Consider the following 23,007-nt stretch of genomic DNA (forward strand, 5'->3'; position numbering starts at 1 on the left):
GATTCTCGCAGGTGCGTGTGCCGACGGCACGAAGTGACGTAATTACTCCTTCCTTGCCGACGTCACTCGTCAGCTGCCGCCTGGGGGCTCCTGCGCGAAAAGGGTCCGCAACGCCAGCGGCGAGAGGGCCAAGCCCTGGGACGACCCCACAGCGGCCGCAGGAGGCGCTCCCGCACCACAATCACCGCGCTTCTGGTAATACCAGGCCACCGCATAGTCAGGCAGTTCAAGCAGAACCTCCCGTGACAACCCCCACCAGGCGGCGGCTCCACCAGCGCGGCCAGCTCAGGTAACGTGAACAAAAAATATGCCCTACCGGTCTCTAGAACCGCAGGTGAGCAAGGGTCTTCCCCACACACGTGGGGGTCTGTCCTGGGACTACAGCCAGCTCACCCAGCGCTCCAAGTCTTCCCCACACGCGTGGGGGTCTGTCCATCACCGACACCGTCACCGCCCGCGCGATGCTCTCCTCCCCACGTATGTGGGGTCCCCCCGACGGTGACGATCTCGATTTCGGACGCCCAGCCTTCCCCATGCAGGTGAGGGTCTTTCACTACGGACGAACCGTCGGAGCACCGTGCTTGCGTACTCCCACTCGGTCACCGACCCATGAACTCGTCCCGGCGCTCCGCGGGATGGTGATTGATGATCGACCGGCGGACGGACACAGCAACCAGTAAGGCCCGGTCACAGCGCTCGGGCTCATTCGCCCTCAACGGCGGTCTTTGGGGATCTTCTCGGCCATCACGCACGGCTCCCACCTAGCAAGGTCAAAGCACAAAACAACAGGTCAGATAGCCACTCCTATGGCCTTCTCGTTTCGTTACGCTGGGGATTCTCACACCGCGTCACCAAAACTTCTCACTAGACGTCACCACTTCTGGACTCTCACCAGTAGAGACGTAAGGCATCCAAATGAGAACAACTGGTGACACCGAAACGAGAAGTCGCAGGAGTCGAGGCGATCTGCTTCGCCGACACCCGCGGCTCCCAGGTGGAGATCGTGCAGAACATCGGCCGCGCGCTCAGGCCGAACCCGGACGGCACCCAGAAGACAGCCAGGATCATCGTGCCGGTCTTCCTCCAGCCCGGCGAGGACCCCAAGGACATGGTGGCCAGCGCCAGTTTCGCACCCCTCGTAGCGGTGCTCCAGGGCCTGCGCAGTCATGACGAACACCTGGTCGAACAGCTCGCCTCGCGCGCCCTGTCCCGGGGTCGTGAGCAGCGGCGGATGCACGTCCAGCGCGACGAAGACGGCCGGATCATCGGGGCCGGCGGCGAGAGCAACGGCGAGGACCAGGAGCACGACGACACACAGGCCGCTGCCGAATCCGCCCTGCTCCACTTCTCCAGCCCGCGCGACCCCGGCACCATCGCCGCGTTCCTGCGCACCCGCGTATACCGGCCGGAGTCCCTGGTGTGGCTGGAGGGCTACCAGGCCCTGCTGCGCTGGCGGGAAGAGAACGGCATCACCGGTCTGCACGCGGTTCCGTATGACACCGAGACCGAGCTGGGCGTCACCGTTTTCCCCCTGGGGCGTTGGACCCACCAGCAGCGGCGCGCGTACCGCGCCGGCGAACTCGACTCCCACCGCAAAGAGCTGCTCGACGAAGCCGGGATGGTGTGGGAACCCGGCGAGGAAGCCTGGGAGACCAAGCTGGCGGCGCTGCGCTCATACCGGCGCGCACACGGCCACCTGGCCCCGAGGCAAGACGCTGTGTGGGGAGACGCTGAAGGTGAGCTGGTCCCGGTCGGGCAGCACATGGCCAACCTGCGCCGGAAGGGCGGCCTCGGCAAGGACCCGCAGCGGGCAGCGGAGCGCGCAAAGCAGCTGGCGGCCATTGACCCGGACTGGAACTGCTGCTGGCCACTGGACTGGCAGCGGCACTACCGCGTCCTCGCCGACCTGGTCGACGCCGACGGCCACCTGCCCGACATCGCACCCGGCGTGCTGATGGACGGTGATGACATCGGGCGGTGGCTTCAGCGGCAGACCCAGCCGGGCGCTTGGGCGCAGCTGTCGACCGAACAGCAGGAGCGGCTGTCCCAGCTGGGCATCAAGCCCGCTGAGGCGCCATCTCCGGCCCCGGCGGCCACGCAGGCGACGAAGAGCCCCGGCAAGGCGCAGCACGCCTTCCAGCGCGGCCTGGCGGCCCTCGCGCAATGGGTTGAACGGGAAGGCGCCCACCGGCCCGTCCCGCGCGGCCACAGCGAACAGATCGTGGTCAACGGCGAGACAGAGCCGGTGACCGTCAAGCTCGGCGTGTGGGTAACGAACACACGCGCGAGGCGGGACAAGCTCACAGCGGACCAGCTGGACGCGCTGCGGAAGCTGGGTATCAAGTGGGCGGCGTAACGGGATTCGGAATGTGGAGTGATGACATCACCTGCCGCCAGAGCTCGGCGCGTACCGACTGGGGTTTCGTGTGTGGTCGGGGCTCCCCGGTGCCCCGACCACACACGACGCCCGGTCATCGGGCGGCAATCGCGGTGATCATGGTGCCCATGAGCGTCAGCCCTGCCAGGCCGACGCCGATCGGCACGGCCCAGGTGGGGTGGCGGTGTACGAGGTAGACGAGACCGCCGAACAGCATCAGGCCGACCAGCCCGAGGAGCAGGCCGACCAACAGGACAAGCGTGGACATGAAGAGTTCCCCCTGGGGAGGTTCGGACGCCCCGCAGGGGTGTCAGGAGTCTGGTTCTGGAGTTTTGGCGTCGCACGCTCTGCAGCCGGGGTCGGGTTTCTGGCACCGGTTCCACGACGTGGACGGACCGAGGTGCGCCCGGATGGACGGACAGCGCATTCCCTGGCCTAGGTGCCGATGGCTGCCGCCTTCTTGTTCGCCCTGGAAGATGAGGGGGCGGGGGAAGCGGTCTGCTTCCTGTTCTTGCGCGCTCGCATGATCGGGGCGCGCTGGTACTGGTAGGTCATGGTGTAACCGCTCGGCGTCAGCGGGGCTTTGGTGTAGTGCTCCCGTCGCTCGATGAGGCCGAGGTCGAGCAGCTTCTTCAGCCCGCGCTCGTGGGTGTCGGCGGACCAGCCGTACCAGTCGGGGGCCTTGTCCGAGGGGAACCTGGACCAGTTCTTCTCCCGCAGGACGACGAGGAGGAGGGCGAGCGCGGGCAGGTCAACCTGCTCGTCGTAGCGCTTGGTCCAGAAGGTGGCCGGGATCTGGAGATAGAGGTCCTCTTCGGAGTCGCCGCGAGGCCGGTGGTACGCGTCACCGCTGCCGTCCTCGCGCAGCAGGGTCACGGTGATGAGGACGCCGGCTCGCGTGCAGGTGATGAGCTTGCGCTTCTGGAGCCGCTGCAGGGCGCGCCAAGCGCCGGTCCGGGCGGACTGGTCGCTCGCGGTCTCGTGGATGTCCATGAGTCGGGCCCACACCGCGCTGTCGTGCCGGGTGGACCAGCCGTCGGTTCCGCTGCTGCAGGCCGCCACGATCATCAGGTACGCCTTGAGGGCCCGCAGGTCCCGGCCGGTCACGAACTCGCTGAGCGGTCCGTGCCGGGTCGCCGAGCCCCTCGGCGCCTGCACGAACGTCTTACGCAAGGGCACGTTGGCACGGATCGACCGCTTGAGGATCGCGGTCCGGTCGTCCCGGCCGGATGCCTTGATCGTCTGCATGTCCTGCTTGGCGGGCGGTGTCGTCTTCATGCCCTCGAAGTTAGATGGAACGCTCGGTCTGAATCAAACATTTCAGCCCCACTGAAGTCGGACGCGCCAGCGGGTACATGAGAGAACCAAGTTGAGAGATCAAGGTGAGAGAACACCTGTGAGGACAACTGGGAGAACCAATCTGAGACGGAGACGTTTTAGCTCGTCGGACTGCACGTGCCGGGGTGCTCCGCTCGGCGGCACAGCGCGTGCCGCCGACCACTTCGCTTTTCCAGCGGCCTTGATCGGGCGTCGTCGCGCCCCTCCAAGCCAGGTCACCTACGAGAGGCCCATACCGCCTACGACATCAAGGAGTCCGCTGAGGTGGCGGGTGGCGGAGAACTGCTGGCACCGTCGCAGCCGTCGTCGTGGCCGTGGTCGTCGCGTGCGTGCGTGCTGGGCATAAAACCGGCTGGCACCGTGACGATGCAATGCCCGGCGTCCTCGCGTGGACCGACCGTCCTCAACGGCCGGCGTCGTCATCGGCATGAAGTACGTCCTGCGCGACAAGGGCGACGAGACGTGCCAGAAGGAGCTGATCGAGATGATCGACGAGCTCACCACGTTGTTCTCAGGGGCGTCGCTGTGGCCCTCGAGGAAGATGTTGTACGACGGCAGCCCGGTCCGAGCCGATGGGGATGCCGCGGCGGCCGGCGGCGTCCTTCACGCGGTAGGAGTCGGGGCGGGCCAGCAAGGTCTCCGGCATCGTCTCCAGATAGCCGTCGAAGGCCGCGAGGACCTTGTAGCGGGTGGCTGCGTCCAGCTCGATGGAACCACTGCCCGGCGCGAAGCGGCGCTCGAAGTCACGGGTCTCCGTCATCGAGTCGAGCAGCCCGAAGCGGGTCAGCGAGCGGGCGCGCCACGCAACGCGTCCAACAGCGGGCCCTGGGCCGTGTCCAGGGTGAAAGGCGGCACCTCGTCGCTCTTGGCGCCGGCGGCCAGGGCGTGGATCCGGTCGCGGTACGCACCCGCGTACACCTCCACCAGCTCGGTGATCTACTCGCCGCTGAGCGCCTTCGCGTATCCGATGAGGATGATCGAGGCGGAGAAGCGCTTGAGGTCCCAGGTGAAGGGCCCGACGTACGCCTCGTCGAAGTCGTTCACGTTGAAGATCAGGCGGCCGGCGGCGTCCATGTACGTGCCGAAGTTCTCCGCGTGCAGATCGCTGTGGATCCACACGCGCGAGGTCCGCTCGTTCAGGTACGGACCTGTACCCAGGTAGAACGCGAAGGCCGAGGCCGCCATCTTCCGGAACTTCACGCGGCCGGGTCGGCAGCGAGGAACTGGCCGAAGGCGGTGTCGAAGACAGCGAGGATCTCCTCGCCCCGGTGCTCGTCGTTGAGTTGAGCTGCGGAACCGACCACGATCCCCAGGTTCGAAACGATGCACGCATCCCGTCCTGGCTAACCGACGGCTTCCGCGTGCCAACTGCGAGACACGAACTGGCAGCGCCTGAAGGTACGCGAGTGGGCCCCGCGAGTGTCAGTGCCGAGGCTTAGAGTCTGAATGCCGAAGGCCCTTCAGACGACGAAGGGAGACCCTGCGAAGCCATGCCGTCCAAAGCCGCTTCGCGAAAGAGGGTCTCCCCATCGCCTGACGTCGGGCTCCCGATCCGTCGAAGGAGTACAGAAACCGTGACGTCCCTTGACCGTACCCGAACGGGTACGGAGTCCTCCGCAGCCCGGTTCTACCCGTGGCTGCCCGTCCTGACGACGCTGGCGACCCTCGCCACCGTCCTCGTCCTCGCCCTGACCGGCAACGGCACGGCCGCCGCCACTGTCGCCGCCGTAGGAGCCACTGCCGGCGGCTTGCAGATCACCGTGCACATCCGGCGATGACTACCGCCCGGGCGCCTGCCGGGGCACCCGGGCACACCCTGCCGGTACGGAAGATCTCTGCCGCCATCACCTGCTCCTCCCTGTCGTTGTCACAGTAGGACCAGGCACTGACAACGGCCCTTTCCAGCAGGATCACCACCACCCCTCCGCTCTGTCCACGCCCCGACCACCACAGGTCAGGCCCGTGGACAGGGCGGCACGGCATATCCCGTCTGGAACGACGAGGCGCCGAAGACCGCCGCCGGCTACCAGGACATCCTCGGCAGGGACCGCTACTTCCTGGAGTTGATGGACCACGGCATCGAGATCGAGCGCCGCGTCCGCCAGGGCCTCCTGGAGATCGGCAAGGAGCTCGGCATCCCCCCCGCTGGTCACCAACGACTCGCACTACGCGCATGCGAGTGAGGCGACCGCCCACGACACGCTGCTGTGCATCCAGACCGGCAAGAACCTCTCCGACCCGGACCGCTTCAAGTTCGACGGCACCGGCTACTACCTGAAGTCCACGGACGAGATGTACGCCATCGACTCCTCGGACGCCCGGGAGAAAGGGCTGCGCTTCGACATGGACGGCATGCTCCAGAAGCGCGACCGGATGCCGATGTTCGACATCCCCGACGGCTACACCGAGATCACCTGGTTCCAGGAGGAGGTCCGCCGCGGCATGGACCGCCGCTTCCCGGGCGGCACCCCCGACGACCGCCAGAAGCAGGCCGAGTACGAGATGGACATCATCATCCAGATGGGGTTCCCGGGCTACTTCCTCGTCGTCGCCGACTTCATCATGTGGGCCAAGACCCAGGGCATCGCCGTCGGCCCCGGCCGCGGTTCCGCCGCCGGCTCGATCGTCGCCTACGCCCTCGGCATCACCGACCTCGACCCGATCCCGCACGGCCTGATCTTCGAGCGGTTCCTCAACCCCGAGCGCATCTCGATGCCCGACGTCGACATCGACTTCGACGAGCGCAGGCGCGTCGAGGTGATCCGGTACGTGACCGAGAAGTACGGCGCCGACAAGGTCGCCATGATCGGCACCTACGGCCTCATCAAGGCCAAGAGCCCCATCAAGCCGAGACGGCGGACACGAGACCGTGGTGGAGTGACCCATCACCCCGGCCTGCTGCGGACCGCTCCCCTGCCGAGGGAGACGACCTCGTCACTGATCTGTCGCATCGCGAGCCCTTACCGGATGGAAGCGAAGGTGTTGCGGTCGTGTTGGCAGTGGCGCAACTACCCGCCTGGGCACGACGGCGGGGGCGCGCGGGCCGACGCCGAGGTGCTGCTGAAGGCAGCCGGACGCCAGGTCCTGGCAGGCCACAGGAGGACGCCAAGCTGTCGGCCGGAAGGAACGGGGTGTCGGCGGCGGCGTGGCGGACCCGGGGGCGCGGTCGCCGGGCCGGTGGCGTTCGGCTGCCGCCTGTGCGCGGCCCGCCGCACGGGGACGTCGTGCGGGTGGTGCGGTACGCGCCGCGATGGGAGCGAGTGTGCGTCCGGCACCGGCGGTGGCTGCTGGACGCGGACGCCGACCAGGTTCTGGAGCACCTCGATCTGCACGGCGCCCCGGAGGTGGTCGCGGCGCAGCGCCGGTGGGCCAAGGTGGCGCGGCGGGGGCGGTCTCCGCCGCAAGCTGCCCGAACGGTGACAACTCATCAGCCCGGCCGTCTTCGCGGGCCTCGGGCGTCTTCCCAGCCGGTGCACGGCAGCATGATTCCGGAGGGCCCTACGACGCCCTGGGACCTCGCTGAGGCGAAGTTACTGAGGGAGGGGTGGGAGTTTCCCTCGATCGATGCGGTCCTGCCAGGTGTCGAGCACGAACTCCGTCACGGTCACGGTGCTGTTCAGTGCCAGCCGAGCATGGCGGGTCAGTGCTGGACTTGGTGCGGTGCGCCCGTGACCGAGTCCGAGTTGGTTGCGCAGTTCGGCCAGGCCTTGCACCGTCGTCGTCAGTGTGCGCAAGATCTTGACCACCGTGGCACTGGCCTTGGCGTGGTCGGCCACGGCGTCGGCGTTCAGGCCCAGCAGCGTCGTGACGCGCTTGAACAACGGTGGCAGGTCTTCCCCGGGCGGGAACTCGATGCCTTGACGCTCCAAGATGATCTTGCACAGGCTTTCGACGAGCTCTTTGCATGAAGCGATCGCCGCGGCCGGGTCGCGTTCCAGGCCGGCCCTGATGCGCTCCTGATGTTCGTGTAGTACTCGAGGGTCGGTCAGGAGCGGTCGTGATTCGAACTTCAAGTCCGGCCGGCCGCCGTGGAAGGACGCCCGGGGGCCGCCTGCGTAGACCGGCAGCCCGCTGATGTACTCGGTCGGGTAAAGCTCGAATCCGTCTTTGATCAAGATCTCGTTGAGTCTTTCGGCCAGACGCTGCACCTCGACCGGGTCACGCCGTACCACGGGGTGAAGCATTTCGGCGAGGAAGTCTAAGAGCGGCTGTGGAGAGTCTCCGCTGAGGCCAAACCGGGAGTCCGTGAACACCCATTCCGGCGGCCAGTCGTCGTTGTTGATGCAGTGCTGCCAGATGTCTTCTCTGGCCGTGAGACGCCGGTAGCCATCACCTTCGAGGGCGTCCAGGTCATACAGGCGCTCCAGGAACCTCACTTCATCCAGAGCGCCCCACCACCAGATCTTCTCGACGACCAGGAGGTCGATAAGGCGCTGGCGGGTTACGACGGTGAGCTGCTGTGGTGCCACCGGCTGCCCTTCCTGTGAGAAGTTCGACTCGCGCGGCTCAGGCTGAGGCTGCGGGTGCGTTCCCGGCAGGCGGAATTGTTGCCGGGGCCGCCTTGCGCCAGGGGGCGTTGGGGTCGGCAAGGGTGTCGAGCATCAGCTCGCACCAGGTGGCGGCGGTGCCGACGGCAAAGCGGGCATGCCGGGGTCCGAGCCCTGTGGGTGCGGCCAACCGTCCGTGGCCGGTCCCGTACCGGTTGCGCAGTTCGGCGACGCCGATGGCAGCCGAAGTCAGTGCTCCCAGGATGCGCTTGACGCTGTCGGCGTTGTCCGGGCTGCTGCCAGTGCGGGTCGTGGGCACGGCCGCGGGGTGGAGGTGAAGGGCCTGCTGCGCCTGCTTGATCAACGCAGGCAGGTCCTGGCGTTCGTCCACCGGAAGGTTCTGCTTGAGCAGTACGAGCTTGGCAGTGGCCTCGATGAGCTGCTTGGCGGCGCCGATCGCATCGTCGGGATACTCGGCACCGAACCTGCGGACCCGCTCCAGTTCGGCATGGATGCCCGATGCCTCCGTCAGCGCGTCGACGTGGACAGTCAGGCGGGCAACGCGCGCCGTGTGCAGGCGCAGCTCGTCGTCCAGGCGGCAGCCGTCCCGAGCGAACGCTTCCCGCAGCTCCATCACCGTGTCGGCAGGCAGTCCGTCTTCACCGTACTTTCGGCTCTCCCGGTCGAGGCGGCGCAGCATGCTTTCAAACACCCGCAGGGCTCGGGTGACATGGTCTTCGTCGGACCAATCAACGGAGGCAGCGTAGGCGTCGAAGAGTTGCTTTCGGACCCCGCCCTCGCCAGGTACGAAGTCGGGGTCTGCAGCGAAATGCTCGTTCTCCCAGTACTCGCGGATCGCCCCTGCCACGAGACCGCTCATCAGTCCGCGGACAGCATTGCGAGCGGACCGGGAGAGCAGTTCACGATCAGCAGCCATATAGGCAGATTACGGGTCCGGTGTTTGGAGCAGCCTGGCATTTTTACCTTTCGGATCTGCTCCTGCCGTCACCAGGTTCCGGGCACGCCAGACATTGCAGCCAACCAACAACGCGGGCTTGCCCAGATGCCTTGGGCTTGCCCGGGAGGCCATGGTGCCGCTCAACTACGGCGCCCCGAGGGCGGGGGCCGGCCTCGCCGACCAGGCCCGCCAGGCCGCAGGTCACCAACAGACCGAGCAGGCCCACGCCGCACTCGCCGGTGCCCTCATGGAGCGGCTCCCCGAGGGCGAGCGGTCAGACACGTGGCTGACGTACAGCGAGCAGAAGCACCACGTCCGCCTCAGCCACGCCTTCACCACGCTCGCAGACACCCGCCGCCCGAACGAGAGCCAGCAGCGCGCCCTGGAGCTGTCCGCGCCGTCCCGCACCATGACGCGCTCCCTGCTGCACATCGACGCGGCGGCGTGTTCCCACCGGGGACGTCCTGGTGGACGATAGCCGTACGCGGCGACCGCTCGAATCACCGGCGTTGGTGTTGGACCAGTCCCCCAGCAGGCGGCTGCCCCGTGCCGTCAGATCCGCCGGCACGCGTTCGCTGAGCAGGGCTTGGAATGCGTGTGAGGGAGCAGGCCGCCACGTGGCCATTACCTGATGGGATGCTCATCGGTTGAAGGTGCATGTGGCAGCAAGGCTCCTCGGCGCACCCGGCGGTCGCTGATCCAGGTTCGTACAGCGCCCGGTTCCTGGATCCGTACGGTGGAGAACAGCGGATGCCATGGAGCGAGGCCGCTCGTGTCGTTCGTCTGGAGGACTGCGGTCCGGTACGTCCGTTTCCCCTGCGATCTGGCCGTCGTTTCGCGCCGGGCTGGTGGTGGTCGGCAACGACCGGGCGGCTGGTGCACTACGGGTCAGGTGTCATGCGCACCCAGGTGCTGCTGCTGGACCGTGATCCTTCGGTCACGGCGATGGCATGCCGCCCTGTGGAGCTGTCCTGGCGGGGATCTGAGGGGACCGGGGTGTCGCATGTGCCGCATCTGATGGCACGGTTCAGCGATGGCGGCGGTCTGCTGCTCGACTGTGCCGGACGAGGGGAGATCTCTCCCCGGCTCGCACACCGTGCTGACGTCATGGCAGCGGCGGCACGGGCGGTGGGGTGGCAGTACAGGGTCGCCTCGCCTCCCGAACCGGTTGTCGCCGCCAACCTGGGCTGGCTGTCGGGATACCGGCACCCTCGCTACCGGGACACCGCGCTCAGGGAAGGGGCGATGCGGGTCTTTGCCCGTCCTCGGCCGCTGATCGAAGGGGCACGTGACCTCGGGGACACCATCAGGGTTCTCCCGGCCCTCTTCCATGCCCTATGGACTGGGGCGCTGTCAGCCCCGCTGAACGAGCCCTTGCATGAACGGGTGACCGTGACAGCAGGACCGGGCGAGTGGGCGTCTGCGTGACGGCGGCAGTACTCGAGGTGGGGAGCCAGGTGCGGTTCGATGGCCGCTCCTGGACGGTGGTGATGCTCGAAGGGGCCCGTGTACGGCTGGTCGACTCGGACAAAGCCACGGCAACGGTGCTGGTGAGCTATCTGTTCGCTGCTCCTGACTTCGAACTCGTCGGAGCGGCCCGCCGCCGGGTGCCTCCGTTCGGGCTCTTGGAGGAACTGCCTGTGCAGGCACGCGAGCGTGCTGAGGCCTGGGAGCGGCACGTGCGCGAGGTGGAGACCGGCCTCCCTGCGCCGGGACAGGGCGGTGTGCCGCGGGCGGAGTTCGATCCGGCGCAGCGGACTGTGGCGGAACGGGAGGAGGCCAAGGCAGCGGAGTTGACCGCGGCGGGGCAGCCGACGAGCGCGGTGACCGTGCGTCGGATGCGGGCCCGTTACCGCGAGAAGGGGCTGTGGGGGCTGGTCGACCAGCGCACGGCGCGTAGGCGTTCTGTGGTGGGACGGGCCGATGAGCGTGTGGTCGCTGCGATCACTCAGGTGCTGGAGGCGCAGCGGGAACGCTCCAATGGCACGCTGAGCCGGCTGCGGCGCATGGTCGGGTGGGTTCTGGAGGAAACCTATGGTCCGGGCGTTGTGGAGGTGCCGCCGGTGACGACGTTCAACCGACTGGTGCACGCGCTCGCCGACGGCCATGGACTGCTGGGGTCGGCGGCGCAGCAGCGGCGGCGCACGTCGCGGCCGGCCCCTCCCTTCACCCCGACCGTGGCGCTGCGGCCGGGTGAGCTGGTGATGCTGGACAGTACGCCGCTTGATGTGCTGGTGGTACTCGCCGACGGGGTGACGGGGTCGGTCGAGTTATCGATCGCGTTGGACGTGGCAACGCGCAGTATCTGTGCCGCGGTGGTGCGTCCGGTGGGCACAAGGTCGGTGGATGCGGCGGTGCTGTTGGCGCAGATGGTCACGCCCATGCGGATGCGCCCGGGGTGGGAGACGGCGCTGGCGATGTCCCGGTCGGTCATCCCTTATGAGCGGCTGGTGTCGTTGGATGCGCGGCTGGAAGGAGCAGCGGCCCGGCCGGTGATCATGCCGGAGACGGTGGTGGTCGACCAAGGTGCGGTGTTTGTTTCTCATTCCTTCATTGCCGCGTGCGAGAGCCTGGGGGTGTCCGTTCAGCCGGCGCCGCCGGCCAACGGCCCGGCCAAGGGCCATGTCGAGCGGACGTTCCGCACCATCGGGGACCGGTTCTCCCAGTACGTGGCCGGCTACAGCGGCTCGGATGTCACCCGGCGCGGCACGCGCGTTGAGGACGAGGCGTGCTGGACGCTTGCGCAGGTGCAGGACCTGCTGGATGAGTGGCTGGTCACCGACTGGCAGCACCGCCCGCACGCGTCGCTGCGCCATCCGCTGGCGCCGAAGCTCGCCTTGTCGCCGAACGAGATGTGGGGCGCGCTCGTGGGAGTCACCGGCTATATCCCGGTGCCGCTGAGCGCGGACGACTACATCGAGCTCATGCCCATCAAGCGGGTGGCCATCAACGACTACGGCATCCGCTTCGACTACCGCACCTACGACCACAAGGTCCTCAATCCGCATCGCGGGGACCCGTCGGGTGCACCGGACGGCAGATGGGAGGTGCACCACAACCCCTACGACCCCAATCAGATCTGGGTGCGGCTGCCCACCGGGTGGGAAGAGGTGCCGTGGATCCACCGCGGCTGTGTCAGCCTGCCCTTCACCGACTTCACCTGGCAGCACGTCCGTGCCGCAGTCGAGCGCCGCTGCGACCGCGTCGAGCACGAGCGGCAGCTCGCCCAGGCCCTGGACCGCCTCCTGCGGCGTGCGAGCAACGGTGCCGGGACTCGCCGCGAGCAGACGGTGGCGGCGCGCGCCAGCGCCGCAGCGTCCCTGGCCCGACCGGCCGTGCCGCAGGCGGTCCCGGACCTTGTGGCGGCTCCGACCCTCTCCTACGGCCTGGTGGGTGCCTTCACGCCGCTGGAAGAAGAGGATCAGCAAGGCGAGACAGGGTTCGAGGACGGCTGGGACGAGGACGACGACCTGCCCGGCCCCGCTGACGCCGATGAGCCTGCTGGAGACGAACGGCCGGACTCCCCCGCTCAAGTTCAGCGCCCGTCCCGGATCTATGACGCCTACCAGGAAGCAGCACAGTGGTGACAGACGCCCCTGCCGACAGCACCCTTCACGACGGAGCGAGGGCCGCGGCGTACGCGCCGCCGACCACGCGGGACGGCTGGCAGCAGTTCGTCGCCACTGGCCCGCTGCAGCCCCATCCGGCCGCGGACGAGGACTGGTCGCTGGAGGAACGGCTGGACTACCACTCCCGGTTCGTGGTGCTGACCACCCCGGCCATGGAACGCATCTCCGGGTCGCTACGGCGCCTGATGCTCCTCAACCGCCGCCAGCAGGGCACCGCACGCCGTGGCCTGATCGTCTCCGGACCGCCCACCACCGGCAAGACCACCACCCTGCTGGAAATGGGCCGCACCTTCGAACTCGCCGAGCAGCGCCGGCACCCCGGCCGCACGGACCGCCTGCCCGTGGTCTTCCTGGCCGTGCCACCGGCCTCCACACCCAAGATGCTGGTCAGCGAATTCGCCCGGTTCCTCGGCATCCCCATCGCGGCCCGCATGAACCAGGCACAGATCACCGACGCCGTCTGCCACCTGCTGTGCCTCCTGGAGACGAAGCTGGTCCTCGTGGACGACGTCCACCTGCTCGACACCCGCACCCGGTCCGGCGCGGAAACCTCCGACCAGATGAAACACCTCGGCGAGCGCATCCCCGCCACCTTCGTCTACGCCGGCGTCGACGTCGAAGCCTCTCCCCTGCTGACCGGGCCGCGCGGCGCCCAGCTCGCCGGCCGCTTCACCCTGATCCGCAACACCGCGCTGCCCTGCGCCACCGAAGAGCAGCGCGAGATCTGGCGCGCTCTGGTCACCGACATGGAACAAGCCCTGCGCCTGCGCCACCACACCCCGCACACCCTGGCGCGGCACGCCGACTACCTCCACCAGCGCACCGGCGGCGTCATGGGCAGCCTCTCCCACCTCATCCGCGAAGCCGCCCTGACCACCCTGCTCGACGGCAGCGAGAAGATCACCAAGAAGCTCCTGGCCGGCATCCAGCTCGACATCCGCGCGGAACAGCAAGCCCGCCCGCCCCGAAAACGCATCCCGCGCCCGCGCAGCCACAACGCGGGATCCTGACAGGTTGGAGCGGCGGTGACGAAGACCACCAGCGGGCGGCAGGCGCAGCCACTACAGCGCGAGCAGCCCGAACTCTCCGGGCACGCAGGGGCTTTGGGCGCGGTGCGGGTAGCGCCGCTGCACGGTGAGACGACGCTGTCCTACATGAGCCGAGTCGCCTCCCACTACCGGCTCACGGCCAAAGAACTCATCGGCGCACTCGTGGACGTGGGACGGCGTCCCAACCTCTTCACCGTGCGGCCCGACGGCGAAGTCGTCTTCAACACCGAGGCCCGGACGGTGGTCGCCGCCTTCTGCCGCATGCCCGAAGAACACCTGTGCCATGCCCTTCCCGCCTGGGGCCGGGAGGTTCCCTCGAGCAGACTGGGAAGCGGTCCGGCCGCCTGGGTCCGCACCGCAGCCACGATCCCGCCGACCGGCCCCGGCTGCCAGGCCTGCACCGCGACCGCCACACGAGGCCGGGAACAAGCACGCCGCTACCTCCTGCCGCACGCACGGGTATGCGTCAAACACCAGTGCTGGATGCTCGAAGCCCCCGTCGTCGACGGAGCGACGGCCGGCCCCGGGCAGCTGGACGTGCGGCATGTGCCGCAGATCGCAACGGCCCAGCACCGTCATGCACGGCTGCTGCGGCGCAGCCCACACGCCGGCGAAGCGTTCGCTGTGGCGCAGGCGGTTACAGCGTCGTGGTGGGACGAGGCCTGGCCGGAAGAGACCATCTGGCCCGACCGGCTGCGGTCGATGGCCATGGGCAGCGGCCTCGCCTGGCGCGTAGCGGCGCGAGATGCGGTGACCTATCCGGAAGCCGTCGCACTGGCGGTGGCCCTGGCCGATGCGGGTGTCCAGCGGCAGCTGCTCGACGAGGCGGGCCGGCATCAACCGCACTCGCTCGCCGATGTCCCCGGCCTCGTCGACGAACTGGCCCGGCGTCTTGAGCGGCCATGGATCGCCGACCGCCTCGCTGCGGTCACGACAGGGCCGCTGAACGCCTGGGTGCGCGCCTGCGTCCGCAGCCAAGCCGGACACAAACCGAACACGCGGAGCATGTGGCGCATCTCCCCACCCCACCGGCCCACCCCGGTTTCCCAGCTCCTGGCCGAAAGCAGCGACCGGGGCGAGACACCCGCACAGCCCAAGCCCACGTCGCTCCCAGACAGCGCCGAAGACGCAGCCCGGGGGTTCGCGCGCGGGCTGCGCCATGCCCGTACCTACGCCGCCGAGCACAGCCACCTGTGCGCGCCCAACACAGTGCAGATGGAAGGCTTCGCCATCGGCCTCTGGCTCGCCAACCAGCGCGCCGCAGGCCCCGAACTCGCTCCCGAACGCGCCGCCGCCCTCGACGCCCTCGACCCGTGGTGGAACCCGCCCTGGAACCTGTGGTGGCAGCGCATCTACCACCGCGCCAAAGCACTGGTGAAGGCCGGGCAACTGCTCACACCCGAACACGGCTTCCCCGGCATAACGGAGAACCTCGGCACCTGGCTCTACGAGCAGTGCACCAGCTACAGCAGCCTCCACCCCGGACAACAGCGTCTCCTCGCCGACCTCGGCATCACACCGGAACGCGCCCGCGACGCCATGCCCCGGCGCCGGGACCTCAAGGCAGCCCGGCGCACCGCCCTCGACCACGCCCGCGCCTACGGAAACAAACACGGCCACTTGTGCGCCCCCACCTCCGCGCGCCAGGACGGCTTCACCATCGGCAAATGGCTGCACAGCCAACGAGTGCGCGCCAGGCGCGGCCAACTCGACCCCGCACTGAACCAGGCACTGACCGACATCGACTCCTGGTGGAACCCGCCCTGGGGCATGAAATGGCAACGCGAGCACCACAACGCCCACGCCGCCGTCACCGCGGGCACCCTCCTCGACCCCGAAGCCGGGTTCCGCAACTTCGACGACCGCACCGGGCAGTGGCTGTACGCCCAATGCGTCAACTACACCGCCCTCCAGCCCGGCCAACAGCACCTCCTGGCCCGCCTCGGCCTCACCGAACCCGTCGCGGGCACCGCCCAGCCCAACCCGGCCACCCAGCACCCGGTCATGGAGACCGGCCTGTACTACGCCCGCACCTGGGCGGCCGAGCACGCAAGCCTCGACCTTCCCCGCACCGCTCAGCACGGCGGCTTCCCCCTCGGCCGCTGGCTGGCCCAACAACGCCACCAGGCCAGCCTCCACCGCGAACTCTTCGACACCCCCTGGCCGCACGAGGAACACCTCGCCCGCATCGACCCGTACTGGAACCCGCCCTGGGGCATGAAATGGCAACGCCGCTACCAGGCCGCCCGCACACAGCTCACCTCCGGCCAAAACCTCGCCCCCGAGGAGGGCTTCCCTGGCACACCCGACTGGACCGGACAGTGGCTCTACAACCAGTGCGCCGTCTATGACGAGCTCCACCCCCGCCAGCAGCACCTCCTCGCAGACCTTGGCCTCACCGCGGAAGGCGCCCGCACCGCCCTACCCCGCCGCAAAACCCAAGCCGCCTCCTTCGCCGCCGGCCTCGCCCACGCCCGCGCCTGGACCGAGGAGCACGGCAACCTCGCCGTCCCCGAACCCGCCCGCCACGACGGCTACCGCCTCGGCACCTGGCTGCGCACGCAACGCCGCCGCGCCAGCCGAGGAAAACTGCCCACCGACCGCATCAAAGCCCTGGAAGCCATCGATCCTCACTGGAACCCGGCGGGAGGACTGCGCTGGCACCAGGCCTACCTCACCGCCTGCACGCATACCACCGGCCGCTCCCTGGCCACCACGGCCGACCTCGACGCGCTCCCAGCCGACACAGCGAAATGGCTGTTCACCCAGTGCTCCAGCTACGACAGCCTCCACCCCGAGCAGCAACAGCAGCTCGCCGAGATCGGTCTCACCAGCGAACGGGCCCGCGCGCTGGCGACACCACCGAAACCTCCCCAACCAGCCCGCCCGGCCCGCCCGCGGCTGAAGAACCCGCCTTCCGCCTTCGCAGCCGGCCTGCCCTACGCCCAAGCGTGGGCCGCCCAGCACGGCAACCTCACCTCAGCCGGCTACCGCACCGAACACGACGGCTTCCCGCTGGGATGGTGGCTGTACAAACAACGCCGAGCCGCCCACGCACATGTGAAACGAACCGGCCGGCCCTGGCCCCACGACCCGCAACTCGCCGCCCTCGACCCGTGGTGGAACCCACCATGGCGCGCCACCTGGAACCACAGCTGGCACCAAGCCCACACCCACCACAGCGCCGGCCTAGCCTTCCCCAACCAGACCACCAAATGGATCCGCACCCAACAACACACCTGGAACCAGCTCCACCCCCACCAACAACACCTCCTGGGCACCATCGGCATCCACAGCCCCACACCCCTGCACCGCTACAACAGCCACCCAGCAAGCGGGCACGGGTTTCGACGAACGCCTGGCCTTGGCAGGTGAAGGGCCAGCTTGCGTTTCTCTCCCGCCCTACCAGGTGAGGCTGCGGCCAAGGCGATTCAGGGCAGCCGGTAGCTGAATTCTTTCCCACCTCGCTCCGGCCCTGCGGCTCGTTCGCGGTGCAAGGCACCCGCCTCCAACAGCCGTTTGAGCCGGTTGTTTGCGTTGGGCAGTGAGATGCCGAGTGCTTCTGCGAGCCGCGCTGCCCGAAACTGACCCAGTTGCCGGGCCTGAGCGTAGGTGTCGGCCAAGACCGCTGCGTCACCGAGCAGCATGTGGGTGTCGCCGTCGACGGCGATCTGTTTGCGCCGCTCTAGGCAGACTGTGATGGCGTCCCGGGTTTCCTCATTCAGCCCGGTCAGCCGGACGCCATCGGTACGGAGATCTCCCGCAGCCAGAAGGAGGTACAGCTTACCGAGGAACTCGTCCACGAAGCTGTTGGTCATGGCTTCAACACCACCGAAGTCGATGGTCAGCATGGCGACGGGAGCGGCGGCGCGTAGTTGCTCTTCCAGGGTTCGGCGAGCCTCATCCCCGACGGCCCTGGTGGCAAGAAACGGGCCGTGCTCTTTCACGGTGTAGGTGAGCAACGTTTCACGTTTCTGCGGTTTCATTTAATTCATTGAAGCACAGCTCGGTCAGGCGCGATACGAGACTCTCAGCCAGGACCACGTCCCATGGACGGGGACCGAGGTATTGATGCTGTAGGTGACTGAGGCGTCCCGGAGCCGGCCTGCACGTAGCAGGCCGTTGCCGCTGCGCAGGACAAGCCGGGTGGCAGCGGTGTCGCTGGTGCCATTCAGCAGATCGGGCAGACCGTTACCCCGTACGTCCGGAGTGCCGCTGACCCCGGGGAGCACAGCGCGCTCGAGAGCCTCGGCGCTGCTGGAAATGCCGGAATGTGCAGGGTTGCGGCGCAGGTGGTCGAGGACTCCGATGCCGGTATCGCAGATGGCTATCTCCAGGCGTCGAAAGCCGGTGGTCCTGCCGCTGTAGGCCTGGGCGGCGATGAAAGCTCCGCAAGTGCTGACGCCGTGGCTGATGGCGTTGTCGATGAGTTCACCGACGCCTTGGAAAACCCGGCGCCCATGTCGGGCACCGAGATGATGCGTGGCCACGTGCCCAATCCTCTGACTGATGTCGCCGGCGGTGTCCGGGCGCAGCGCGGCGACCTCGAGCAGGGTGGTGGAGCGGTCACTGCGGGTCTCGCCGGGGAGATCGCCCTCGACATGGGCTCCAGGCGGCAGCGCCTGGAGCAGGTCCATCCGCTGCATGTAGGCGGTGACGTCCGGGGAGTCCGGCAGGACCAGGGTGGCGTCCGCGCCCGCGGCAGCGTAGGTGTGCGTGGTGGCTGCTGCGGCAGTGAGATCGAGAGGGCTCGCGAAGATCAGGCGGCGCGCATCGACGACGAGTCGGTTGTGCACGGCGTTTCGGGCGGCGAGTTGGTTGCGCAGCAGCGGGTGTCGTCCGGCGAGTTCCAGTAGCACGGCTGACCAGCATGCCAGGAGTTGCGCTGCGCACGAGAAGTCACCCGTTTGGGCGTGTCGGTGCCGCACTCCACTAACCCGTGCTACGGTTTCACTGCCTTCAGTGAAACCGTAGGGATAGGAGTTGATCGTGAGTCGCCCCGATACCCCAGCAGCGCCCGGACACCCCCGCAGCTACAAGATCATCGTCAATGGCCAGGAGCGGACCGTGCACACAGCCACGCTCACGTTCGAGGAGATCGTGGCTCTGGCCTTCGACCCGGTCCCCACTGGCCCGTACGTCTTCTTCACCATCACCTTCCGCCACGCCGACCAAAAGCCGGACCACGGCACCCTCACCGCCGGCAGCAGCGTAGAGATCAAGAACAGGACGATCTTCAATGTCACCGCAACTGATAAGTCGTAGCCCGGACCTCAGGCGGCTCCAGGACGACGGCTATGCGATCGAGGTGCGGTCCGGCCTGCTGCTGATGCACCACGTCCCCTACGTGGACAGCCAGCGCACCATCCACTATGGCGTCCTGGTCTCGCAGCTCTCCCTGGCCGGGGACGTGACCGTGCTGCCGGAGACCCACGTGGTCATGTTCAGCGGCGCAGAGCCCTGCGACCATCAAGGGCGGCCGCTTGAAGCCATCATCAACGACCGCACCCGGCAGACTCCGGGTGCGGGGATCGACATCGACTTCACCTTCTCCAGCAAACCGGCGTGCGGCTACCGGGACTACTACGAGAAGATGACCACGTACGCCACGATCCTGGCCTCTCAGGCACAGGTCCTGGACCCAACGGCGACCGCGCAGACCTTCCCCGTCGTCGACGACCACGGCGAGGAGTCCGTCTTCCACTACGCGGACACCGCCTCCAGCCGGGCCGGCATCGGGGGCATCTCCCGCCGCTTCGAGGGCCTCAAGATCGCGATCGTGGGCCTGGGCGGTACCGGCAGCTATCTCCTCGACCTGGTTGCCAAGACCCCCGTCCAGGAAATACACCTCTACGACGGCGACAAGTTCCTGCAGCACAATGCCTTCCGCTCCCCCGGAGCAGCCTCCCGCGAGGACCTGTCGCAGGCCCCGAACAAGGCCGAGCACTTTGCCGCCGTCTACGGCCGGATGCGGCGCGGCATCACCGCCCACCCCGTCTGCCTGGACGAGTCGAACGCCGACAGCCTGCGCACCATGGACTTCGTCTTCCTCGCGGTGGACAGCAGCAGCGCCCGGCAGCTCCTCGTCGAACTGCTTGAACAGGCCCATGTGGCGTTCATCGACGTCGGTATGGGTGTCTACGAGGCCGACGGGCAGTTGTCCGGACTGGTCCGGGTCACCACCAGTACCCCCGAACAGCGCCAGCACGTGCACGATCACCAGCGCATCCCCCTCGCAGACACCGGAGGGCCAAACGACTACCAGCGCAACATCCAGATCGCCGACCTGAACGCGCTCAACGCCACCCTGGCCGTCATCAAATGGAAGAAGCTCTGCGGGATCTACCTGGACCTGGAGCACGAATTCCACTGCGTGTACCAGATCGACGGCAACACCCTCTCCAACGAGGACACCCCGTGAGACCCGTCCATCTGACGCACGAGTTCGTCGACTACATCCCCGAGCACATCGCCCCCGGCGTCCTGTACGTCTCCCTGCCCTACGCCACCGTGGTGCACCAGTGCTGCTGCGGCTGCGGCCACAGGACCGTCACACCTCTCAGCCCCTCCGACTGGCAACTCACCTTCGACGGCGAAGCCATCAGCCTCAACCCGTCGATCGGGAACTGGAGCTACCCCTGCCAGTCCCACTACTGGATCCGCCGAAACACCGCCCACTGGGCCCCCCGCTGGACAGCCGAGAAAATCACCGCCAACAGGACCGCACAGCAACGCCCGGCGCCAGAGCATCCCTCCCTCGCCAGCCGCGTCCTTCAGCAGATACACCGGCTCTTCAAACACCGGCGCAGCTCCGGCTAACGACGCTGCCCGCCAGACACCTTCACCCCTCTCAGCTCCCTGGTATCACTACAACAGCCGCCCAGCGAACATGAGCACCCAGCCAGACACCTGATCAACCACAGCCAAAGGGTTGACTCTTCACAACAGGCCCCCAGGCCAGAGCCATAGCCCAACAACGCCACCGCAAGCTCTACCCCACAGGCCGACACAGGACCCAGCACAAACGAGGCCCACCAGCCAACTGATCAGCCCAGCTCAACGACCCACGAACCGATCAAACAAAGCGAACGGCGACACCCGCCTGCTGGCGGACGAGCCTGACGATCAGGCCCTGGCCGTCATCGGCCTGGGTCTGGACCAGCTGGCAGACGTCGATGGGGCGTGGGTCGAGGAGCACGCAGAGCCGCTCTACTCACTCGACGCCCCCTGGCGGCCCGCCGCGGCCTGGCTGCGTCAGCGACGGCCGCACGCCGGCGTCTTGGCGCGCCTGGACCGTACGGCGCTACTGCAGGCGGCGGCCGGCCCGGACAACGCCCCCATCCTCGGCAAGATCATCTTGTCGTTCCTCGACGGCTCCCAGGTGCTGGGCCCCGCCCCGGCCCTACTGGCAGAGCTCGCCGCTCAGGACGGCGGATTGCAGGCGGTCTCCGAGCTGCTGTCCCACCTCGCCCAGGCCGTGATTGGCTGCGGTGAGTCGAGCCCGTGGTCCGAGCGCGCGGCAGCGCTGTGGCGCTCCGCGCTCGAGGCACCACTGGAGCCCGCTGCTCTGTCCGGCGCGGGCCGGTTCGCCTACGCCGACCACCTCGACGATGCCGCCTGGCTGGAGTTGACCGCCCGCACCGTGGCCCGCCAGCCGGATCTGGAGGCGCCTGACGCGATCGCCGAACGGGCCGCGCGCCACCCCGACTCGGCCGATGCCCTGCTAATCGCCGCGGCCATGCTCGGCGTTGACGTGGACTCCTTCCACTGGCAGGAGATCCAGCGGCATGCGGCCCGGCTCTTTGCCCAGAGCACTGCGCAGGGCACAGCCGAGCACGAGCAGCTGCGGACCGCGCTGATCAATGCCGGTGCGATCGAGGCGGCCTACAACGACCCTGCGCCCGGCCCATGATGGCCCGGGCGCAGGCGGGGTGGCCGTCCGGCACGGCGGGGCCCGGTTCCCGGCTACGGTGTCGGGCATGAAGTCGCACATCATGCAGATCGTGCGGTGGGATGCCCCGCAGCCGCAGCGCGAGGGCACCGTATGCAGCGCACACGGAAGAAGAAGCTGCGCCCGCGACCTCGTCGCCGAGGTCGTCCTCCGCGATGCGGGCAGTCCTCGCATCCGCTGGACCGTGTGCCAGTACTGGCTCGACCATGAACCCGCCGTCGCCGCTCACGAAGCCCGCAGGGAAAGCCCTGGAACGGGTTCTGGCCAGGCTCGCCTGGAGTAGGGCCGCCCGCGGGCGCAACCGTGGCTGCGGCGCCTCCTCTAGGGCCCGAGTTGAGGAGCAGTTGCGCGCGGTGTTCACGTCGGCGCGCGAGATACGCCCCCGGCCAGCCCTCACGGCAGCGATACACGTGAGGCCACCCCATTGGATCACAACACGGACACACCGACCACGTTCACACCCCACGACGCGCATGATGCCCACCTCGACATGCACGACCAGGGGGAACCATGCGCGCCATCACCATCGCCGCCGTCTTGCTGATCAGCGCGAGTGCCACCGCCTGCGGAGGCAGCGGCGAACCGAAGACCATCCGCGTCACCGTCACGCAGACCGTCACCGCGTCGCCGAGCACCGACAGCACATCAACGACAGACACCAGCGTCCTCAAGATGGGTGCCACGAAGACCAATCGTTGACGCCGAGAACGACATCCATGCCACCGTCCAGGCGCTCGCCTATCAGCAGCCCTACAAGGGCCCCCAGCCCGCGAAGCCCGAGGACTTTCAGGGCGGCGACATCTGGGCGACCGCCGACGTGAAGGTCTGCAACGTCGAGGGCGCCAGCTTCAGTGTCGACCAGTTCCCGTGGTCGCTGGCCTACGAGGACGGAACCACCATCAAGGTGACCGGCTCCTCAGGCGGTGACATGCCGAAGCCGGAGTATCCGATGGACAAGACTCTTACGTCCGGGCGGTGTGCCCGCGGCCTCGTCGCCTTCCCCGTGCCAAGCGGCAAGAAGCCGGAGCGCCTCGTGTACCAACCGGGCAGCGGCGAGCCCACCGAATGGACGCTCTCGAAGACAGGATGAGGAGGACTCCGGCACAGCCATGACGGACGCAGGGCTGGTGCGCGGCAGGACGCGGCCTCGATCGCCCACAGGGTCGGGGCCCGGCACCCCTCGTCACACTGTCCGCTGCGCCCTGCTGATGCTCTGCG

The 23,007-nt window shown here is 68.0% G+C and carries 19 protein-coding genes and 3 pseudogenes; 15 read left to right on the top strand and 7 right to left on the bottom strand.

What is annotated here, in order from left to right; genetic code table 11:
• Positions 1-952: 952 nt before the first annotated feature.
• Positions 953-2,356: pseudogene (locus ACYVMZ_RS33725) on the top strand (helicase associated domain-containing protein); the annotation flags it as partial.
• 115 nt (positions 2,357-2,471) lie between these two features.
• On the opposite strand, the gene ACYVMZ_RS33730 reads toward ACYVMZ_RS33725, so the two are convergent.
• The 3 genes and pseudogenes from ACYVMZ_RS33730 to ACYVMZ_RS33740 all read right to left on the bottom strand — a co-directional run.
• On the bottom strand, positions 2,472-2,645 hold the full coding sequence (locus tag ACYVMZ_RS33730; protein ID WP_249956631.1) for a hypothetical protein: 174 nt from the start codon (positions 2,643-2,645) through the stop codon (positions 2,472-2,474).
• Positions 2,646-2,812: 167 nt separating this feature from the next.
• Positions 2,813-3,655: a hypothetical protein gene (locus ACYVMZ_RS33735; RefSeq protein WP_461086552.1), complete on the bottom strand. Its 843-nt coding sequence runs from the start codon at positions 3,653-3,655 to the stop codon at positions 2,813-2,815.
• Positions 3,656-4,213: 558 nt separating this feature from the next.
• A pseudogene (locus ACYVMZ_RS33740) lies at positions 4,214-5,019 on the bottom strand (DUF2252 family protein); the annotation flags it as partial.
• Between the two features lie 270 nt (positions 5,020-5,289).
• On the opposite strand from ACYVMZ_RS33740, the gene ACYVMZ_RS33745 reads away from it, so the two are divergent.
• Positions 5,290-5,493 carry a hypothetical protein gene (locus tag ACYVMZ_RS33745; protein ID WP_461086554.1) on the top strand — a complete coding sequence of 68 codons (204 nt, stop codon included), beginning with the start codon at positions 5,290-5,292 and terminating at the stop codon, positions 5,491-5,493.
• A gap of 219 nt (positions 5,494-5,712) precedes the next feature.
• Positions 5,713-6,574, top strand: a pseudogene (locus tag ACYVMZ_RS33750) (DNA polymerase III subunit alpha); the annotation flags it as partial.
• A gap of 671 nt (positions 6,575-7,245) precedes the next feature.
• Here the strand turns inward: ACYVMZ_RS33750 and ACYVMZ_RS33755 are convergent.
• Both ACYVMZ_RS33755 and ACYVMZ_RS33760 read right to left on the bottom strand, forming a co-directional pair.
• The gene (locus ACYVMZ_RS33755; RefSeq protein WP_461086556.1) at positions 7,246-8,184 is read right to left on the bottom strand and encodes an abortive infection family protein; all 939 of its coding nucleotides are present in this window, start codon (positions 8,182-8,184) and stop codon (positions 7,246-7,248) included.
• A gap of 37 nt (positions 8,185-8,221) precedes the next feature.
• Positions 8,222-9,139: an abortive infection family protein gene (locus ACYVMZ_RS33760; RefSeq protein WP_461086558.1), complete on the bottom strand. Its 918-nt coding sequence runs from the start codon at positions 9,137-9,139 to the stop codon at positions 8,222-8,224.
• A gap of 151 nt (positions 9,140-9,290) precedes the next feature.
• On the opposite strand from ACYVMZ_RS33760, the gene ACYVMZ_RS33765 reads away from it, so the two are divergent.
• The 5 genes from ACYVMZ_RS33765 (at position 9,291) to ACYVMZ_RS33785 (ending at position 17,213) form a co-directional block, all read left to right on the top strand.
• Positions 9,291-9,638, top strand: a complete 348-nt coding sequence (locus ACYVMZ_RS33765) for a hypothetical protein (RefSeq protein ID WP_461086560.1) — start codon at positions 9,291-9,293, stop codon at positions 9,636-9,638.
• Between the two features lie 272 nt (positions 9,639-9,910).
• A complete protein-coding gene (locus ACYVMZ_RS33770; protein ID WP_461086607.1) occupies positions 9,911-10,588 on the top strand; it encodes a TnsA-like heteromeric transposase endonuclease subunit in 678 nt (225 codons plus the stop codon).
• 29 nt (positions 10,589-10,617) lie between these two features.
• A complete protein-coding gene (locus ACYVMZ_RS33775; protein WP_461086562.1) occupies positions 10,618-12,747 on the top strand; it encodes a transposase family protein in 2,130 nt (709 codons plus the stop codon).
• Positions 12,741-13,799 (top strand): TniB family NTP-binding protein, encoded by a 1,059-nt coding sequence (locus ACYVMZ_RS33780; RefSeq protein WP_461086564.1) that lies wholly within the window; start codon positions 12,741-12,743, stop codon positions 13,797-13,799. The genes ACYVMZ_RS33775 and ACYVMZ_RS33780 overlap by 7 nt, the downstream gene beginning before the upstream one ends.
• 15 nt (positions 13,800-13,814) lie before the next feature.
• Complete coding sequence (locus ACYVMZ_RS33785) at positions 13,815-17,213, top strand: Helicase associated domain protein (protein WP_461086566.1); 3,399 nt, start codon at positions 13,815-13,817, stop codon at positions 17,211-17,213.
• Positions 17,214-17,269: 56 nt separating this feature from the next.
• Here the strand turns inward: ACYVMZ_RS33785 and ACYVMZ_RS33790 are convergent, their stop codons facing one another.
• Both ACYVMZ_RS33790 and ACYVMZ_RS33795 read right to left on the bottom strand, forming a co-directional pair.
• Positions 17,270-17,824: an STAS-like domain-containing protein gene (locus ACYVMZ_RS33790; protein WP_461086568.1), complete on the bottom strand. Its 555-nt coding sequence runs from the start codon at positions 17,822-17,824 to the stop codon at positions 17,270-17,272.
• Between the two features lie 24 nt (positions 17,825-17,848).
• The gene (locus ACYVMZ_RS33795; protein WP_461086570.1) at positions 17,849-18,697 is read right to left on the bottom strand and encodes a hypothetical protein; all 849 of its coding nucleotides are present in this window, start codon (positions 18,695-18,697) and stop codon (positions 17,849-17,851) included.
• Positions 18,698-18,827: 130 nt separating this feature from the next.
• Between ACYVMZ_RS33795 and ACYVMZ_RS33800 the strand changes: the two genes are divergently transcribed.
• The 7 genes from ACYVMZ_RS33800 (at position 18,828) to ACYVMZ_RS33830 (ending at position 22,879) form a co-directional block, all read left to right on the top strand.
• On the top strand, positions 18,828-19,103 hold the full coding sequence (locus tag ACYVMZ_RS33800; RefSeq protein WP_461086572.1) for a multiubiquitin domain-containing protein: 276 nt from the start codon (positions 18,828-18,830) through the stop codon (positions 19,101-19,103).
• A complete protein-coding gene (locus tag ACYVMZ_RS33805; RefSeq protein ID WP_461086574.1) occupies positions 19,078-20,259 on the top strand; it encodes a ThiF family adenylyltransferase in 1,182 nt (393 codons plus the stop codon). The genes ACYVMZ_RS33800 and ACYVMZ_RS33805 overlap by 26 nt, the downstream gene beginning before the upstream one ends.
• A complete protein-coding gene (locus tag ACYVMZ_RS33810; protein WP_461086576.1) occupies positions 20,256-20,657 on the top strand; it encodes a DUF6527 family protein in 402 nt (133 codons plus the stop codon). Before ACYVMZ_RS33805 ends, ACYVMZ_RS33810 begins: the two co-directional genes overlap by 4 nt.
• A gap of 460 nt (positions 20,658-21,117) precedes the next feature.
• Positions 21,118-21,750, top strand: coding sequence for a hypothetical protein (locus ACYVMZ_RS33815; protein ID WP_461086578.1), 633 nt, complete (start codon positions 21,118-21,120; stop codon positions 21,748-21,750).
• 67 nt (positions 21,751-21,817) lie between these two features.
• A complete protein-coding gene (locus ACYVMZ_RS33820) occupies positions 21,818-22,072 on the top strand; it encodes a hypothetical protein (protein ID WP_461086580.1) in 255 nt (84 codons plus the stop codon).
• Positions 22,073-22,299: 227 nt separating this feature from the next.
• The gene (locus ACYVMZ_RS33825) at positions 22,300-22,488 is read left to right on the top strand and encodes a hypothetical protein (RefSeq protein WP_461086582.1); all 189 of its coding nucleotides are present in this window, start codon (positions 22,300-22,302) and stop codon (positions 22,486-22,488) included.
• On the top strand, positions 22,466-22,879 hold the full coding sequence (locus ACYVMZ_RS33830) for a DUF4352 domain-containing protein (protein WP_461086584.1): 414 nt from the start codon (positions 22,466-22,468) through the stop codon (positions 22,877-22,879). The genes ACYVMZ_RS33825 and ACYVMZ_RS33830 overlap by 23 nt, the downstream gene beginning before the upstream one ends.
• Positions 22,880-23,007 lie beyond the last annotated feature (128 nt).

Source organism: Streptomyces deserti, assembly GCF_054782695.1.

Bases quoted from the DNA above. Each gene is read 5' to 3' on its own strand.
- ACYVMZ_RS33730 (WP_249956631.1), bottom strand. From the start codon at position 2,645: ATGTCCACGCTTGTCCTGTTGGTCGGCCTGCTCCTCGGGCTGGTCGGC.
- ACYVMZ_RS33735 (WP_461086552.1), bottom strand. From the start codon at position 3,655: ATGAAGACGACACCGCCCGCCAAGCAGGACATGCAGACGATCAAGGCA.
- ACYVMZ_RS33760 (WP_461086558.1), bottom strand. From the start codon at position 9,139: ATGGCTGCTGATCGTGAACTGCTCTCCCGGTCCGCTCGCAATGCTGTC.
- ACYVMZ_RS33765 (WP_461086560.1), top strand. From the start codon at position 9,291: ATGGTGCCGCTCAACTACGGCGCCCCGAGGGCGGGGGCCGGCCTCGCC.
- ACYVMZ_RS33770 (WP_461086607.1), top strand. From the start codon at position 9,911: ATGCCATGGAGCGAGGCCGCTCGTGTCGTTCGTCTGGAGGACTGCGGT.
- ACYVMZ_RS33790 (WP_461086568.1), bottom strand. From the start codon at position 17,824: ATGAAACCGCAGAAACGTGAAACGTTGCTCACCTACACCGTGAAAGAG.
- ACYVMZ_RS33805 (WP_461086574.1), top strand. From the start codon at position 19,078: ATGTCACCGCAACTGATAAGTCGTAGCCCGGACCTCAGGCGGCTCCAG.
- ACYVMZ_RS33820 (WP_461086580.1), top strand. From the start codon at position 21,818: ATGAAGTCGCACATCATGCAGATCGTGCGGTGGGATGCCCCGCAGCCG.
- ACYVMZ_RS33825 (WP_461086582.1), top strand. From the start codon at position 22,300: ATGCGCGCCATCACCATCGCCGCCGTCTTGCTGATCAGCGCGAGTGCC.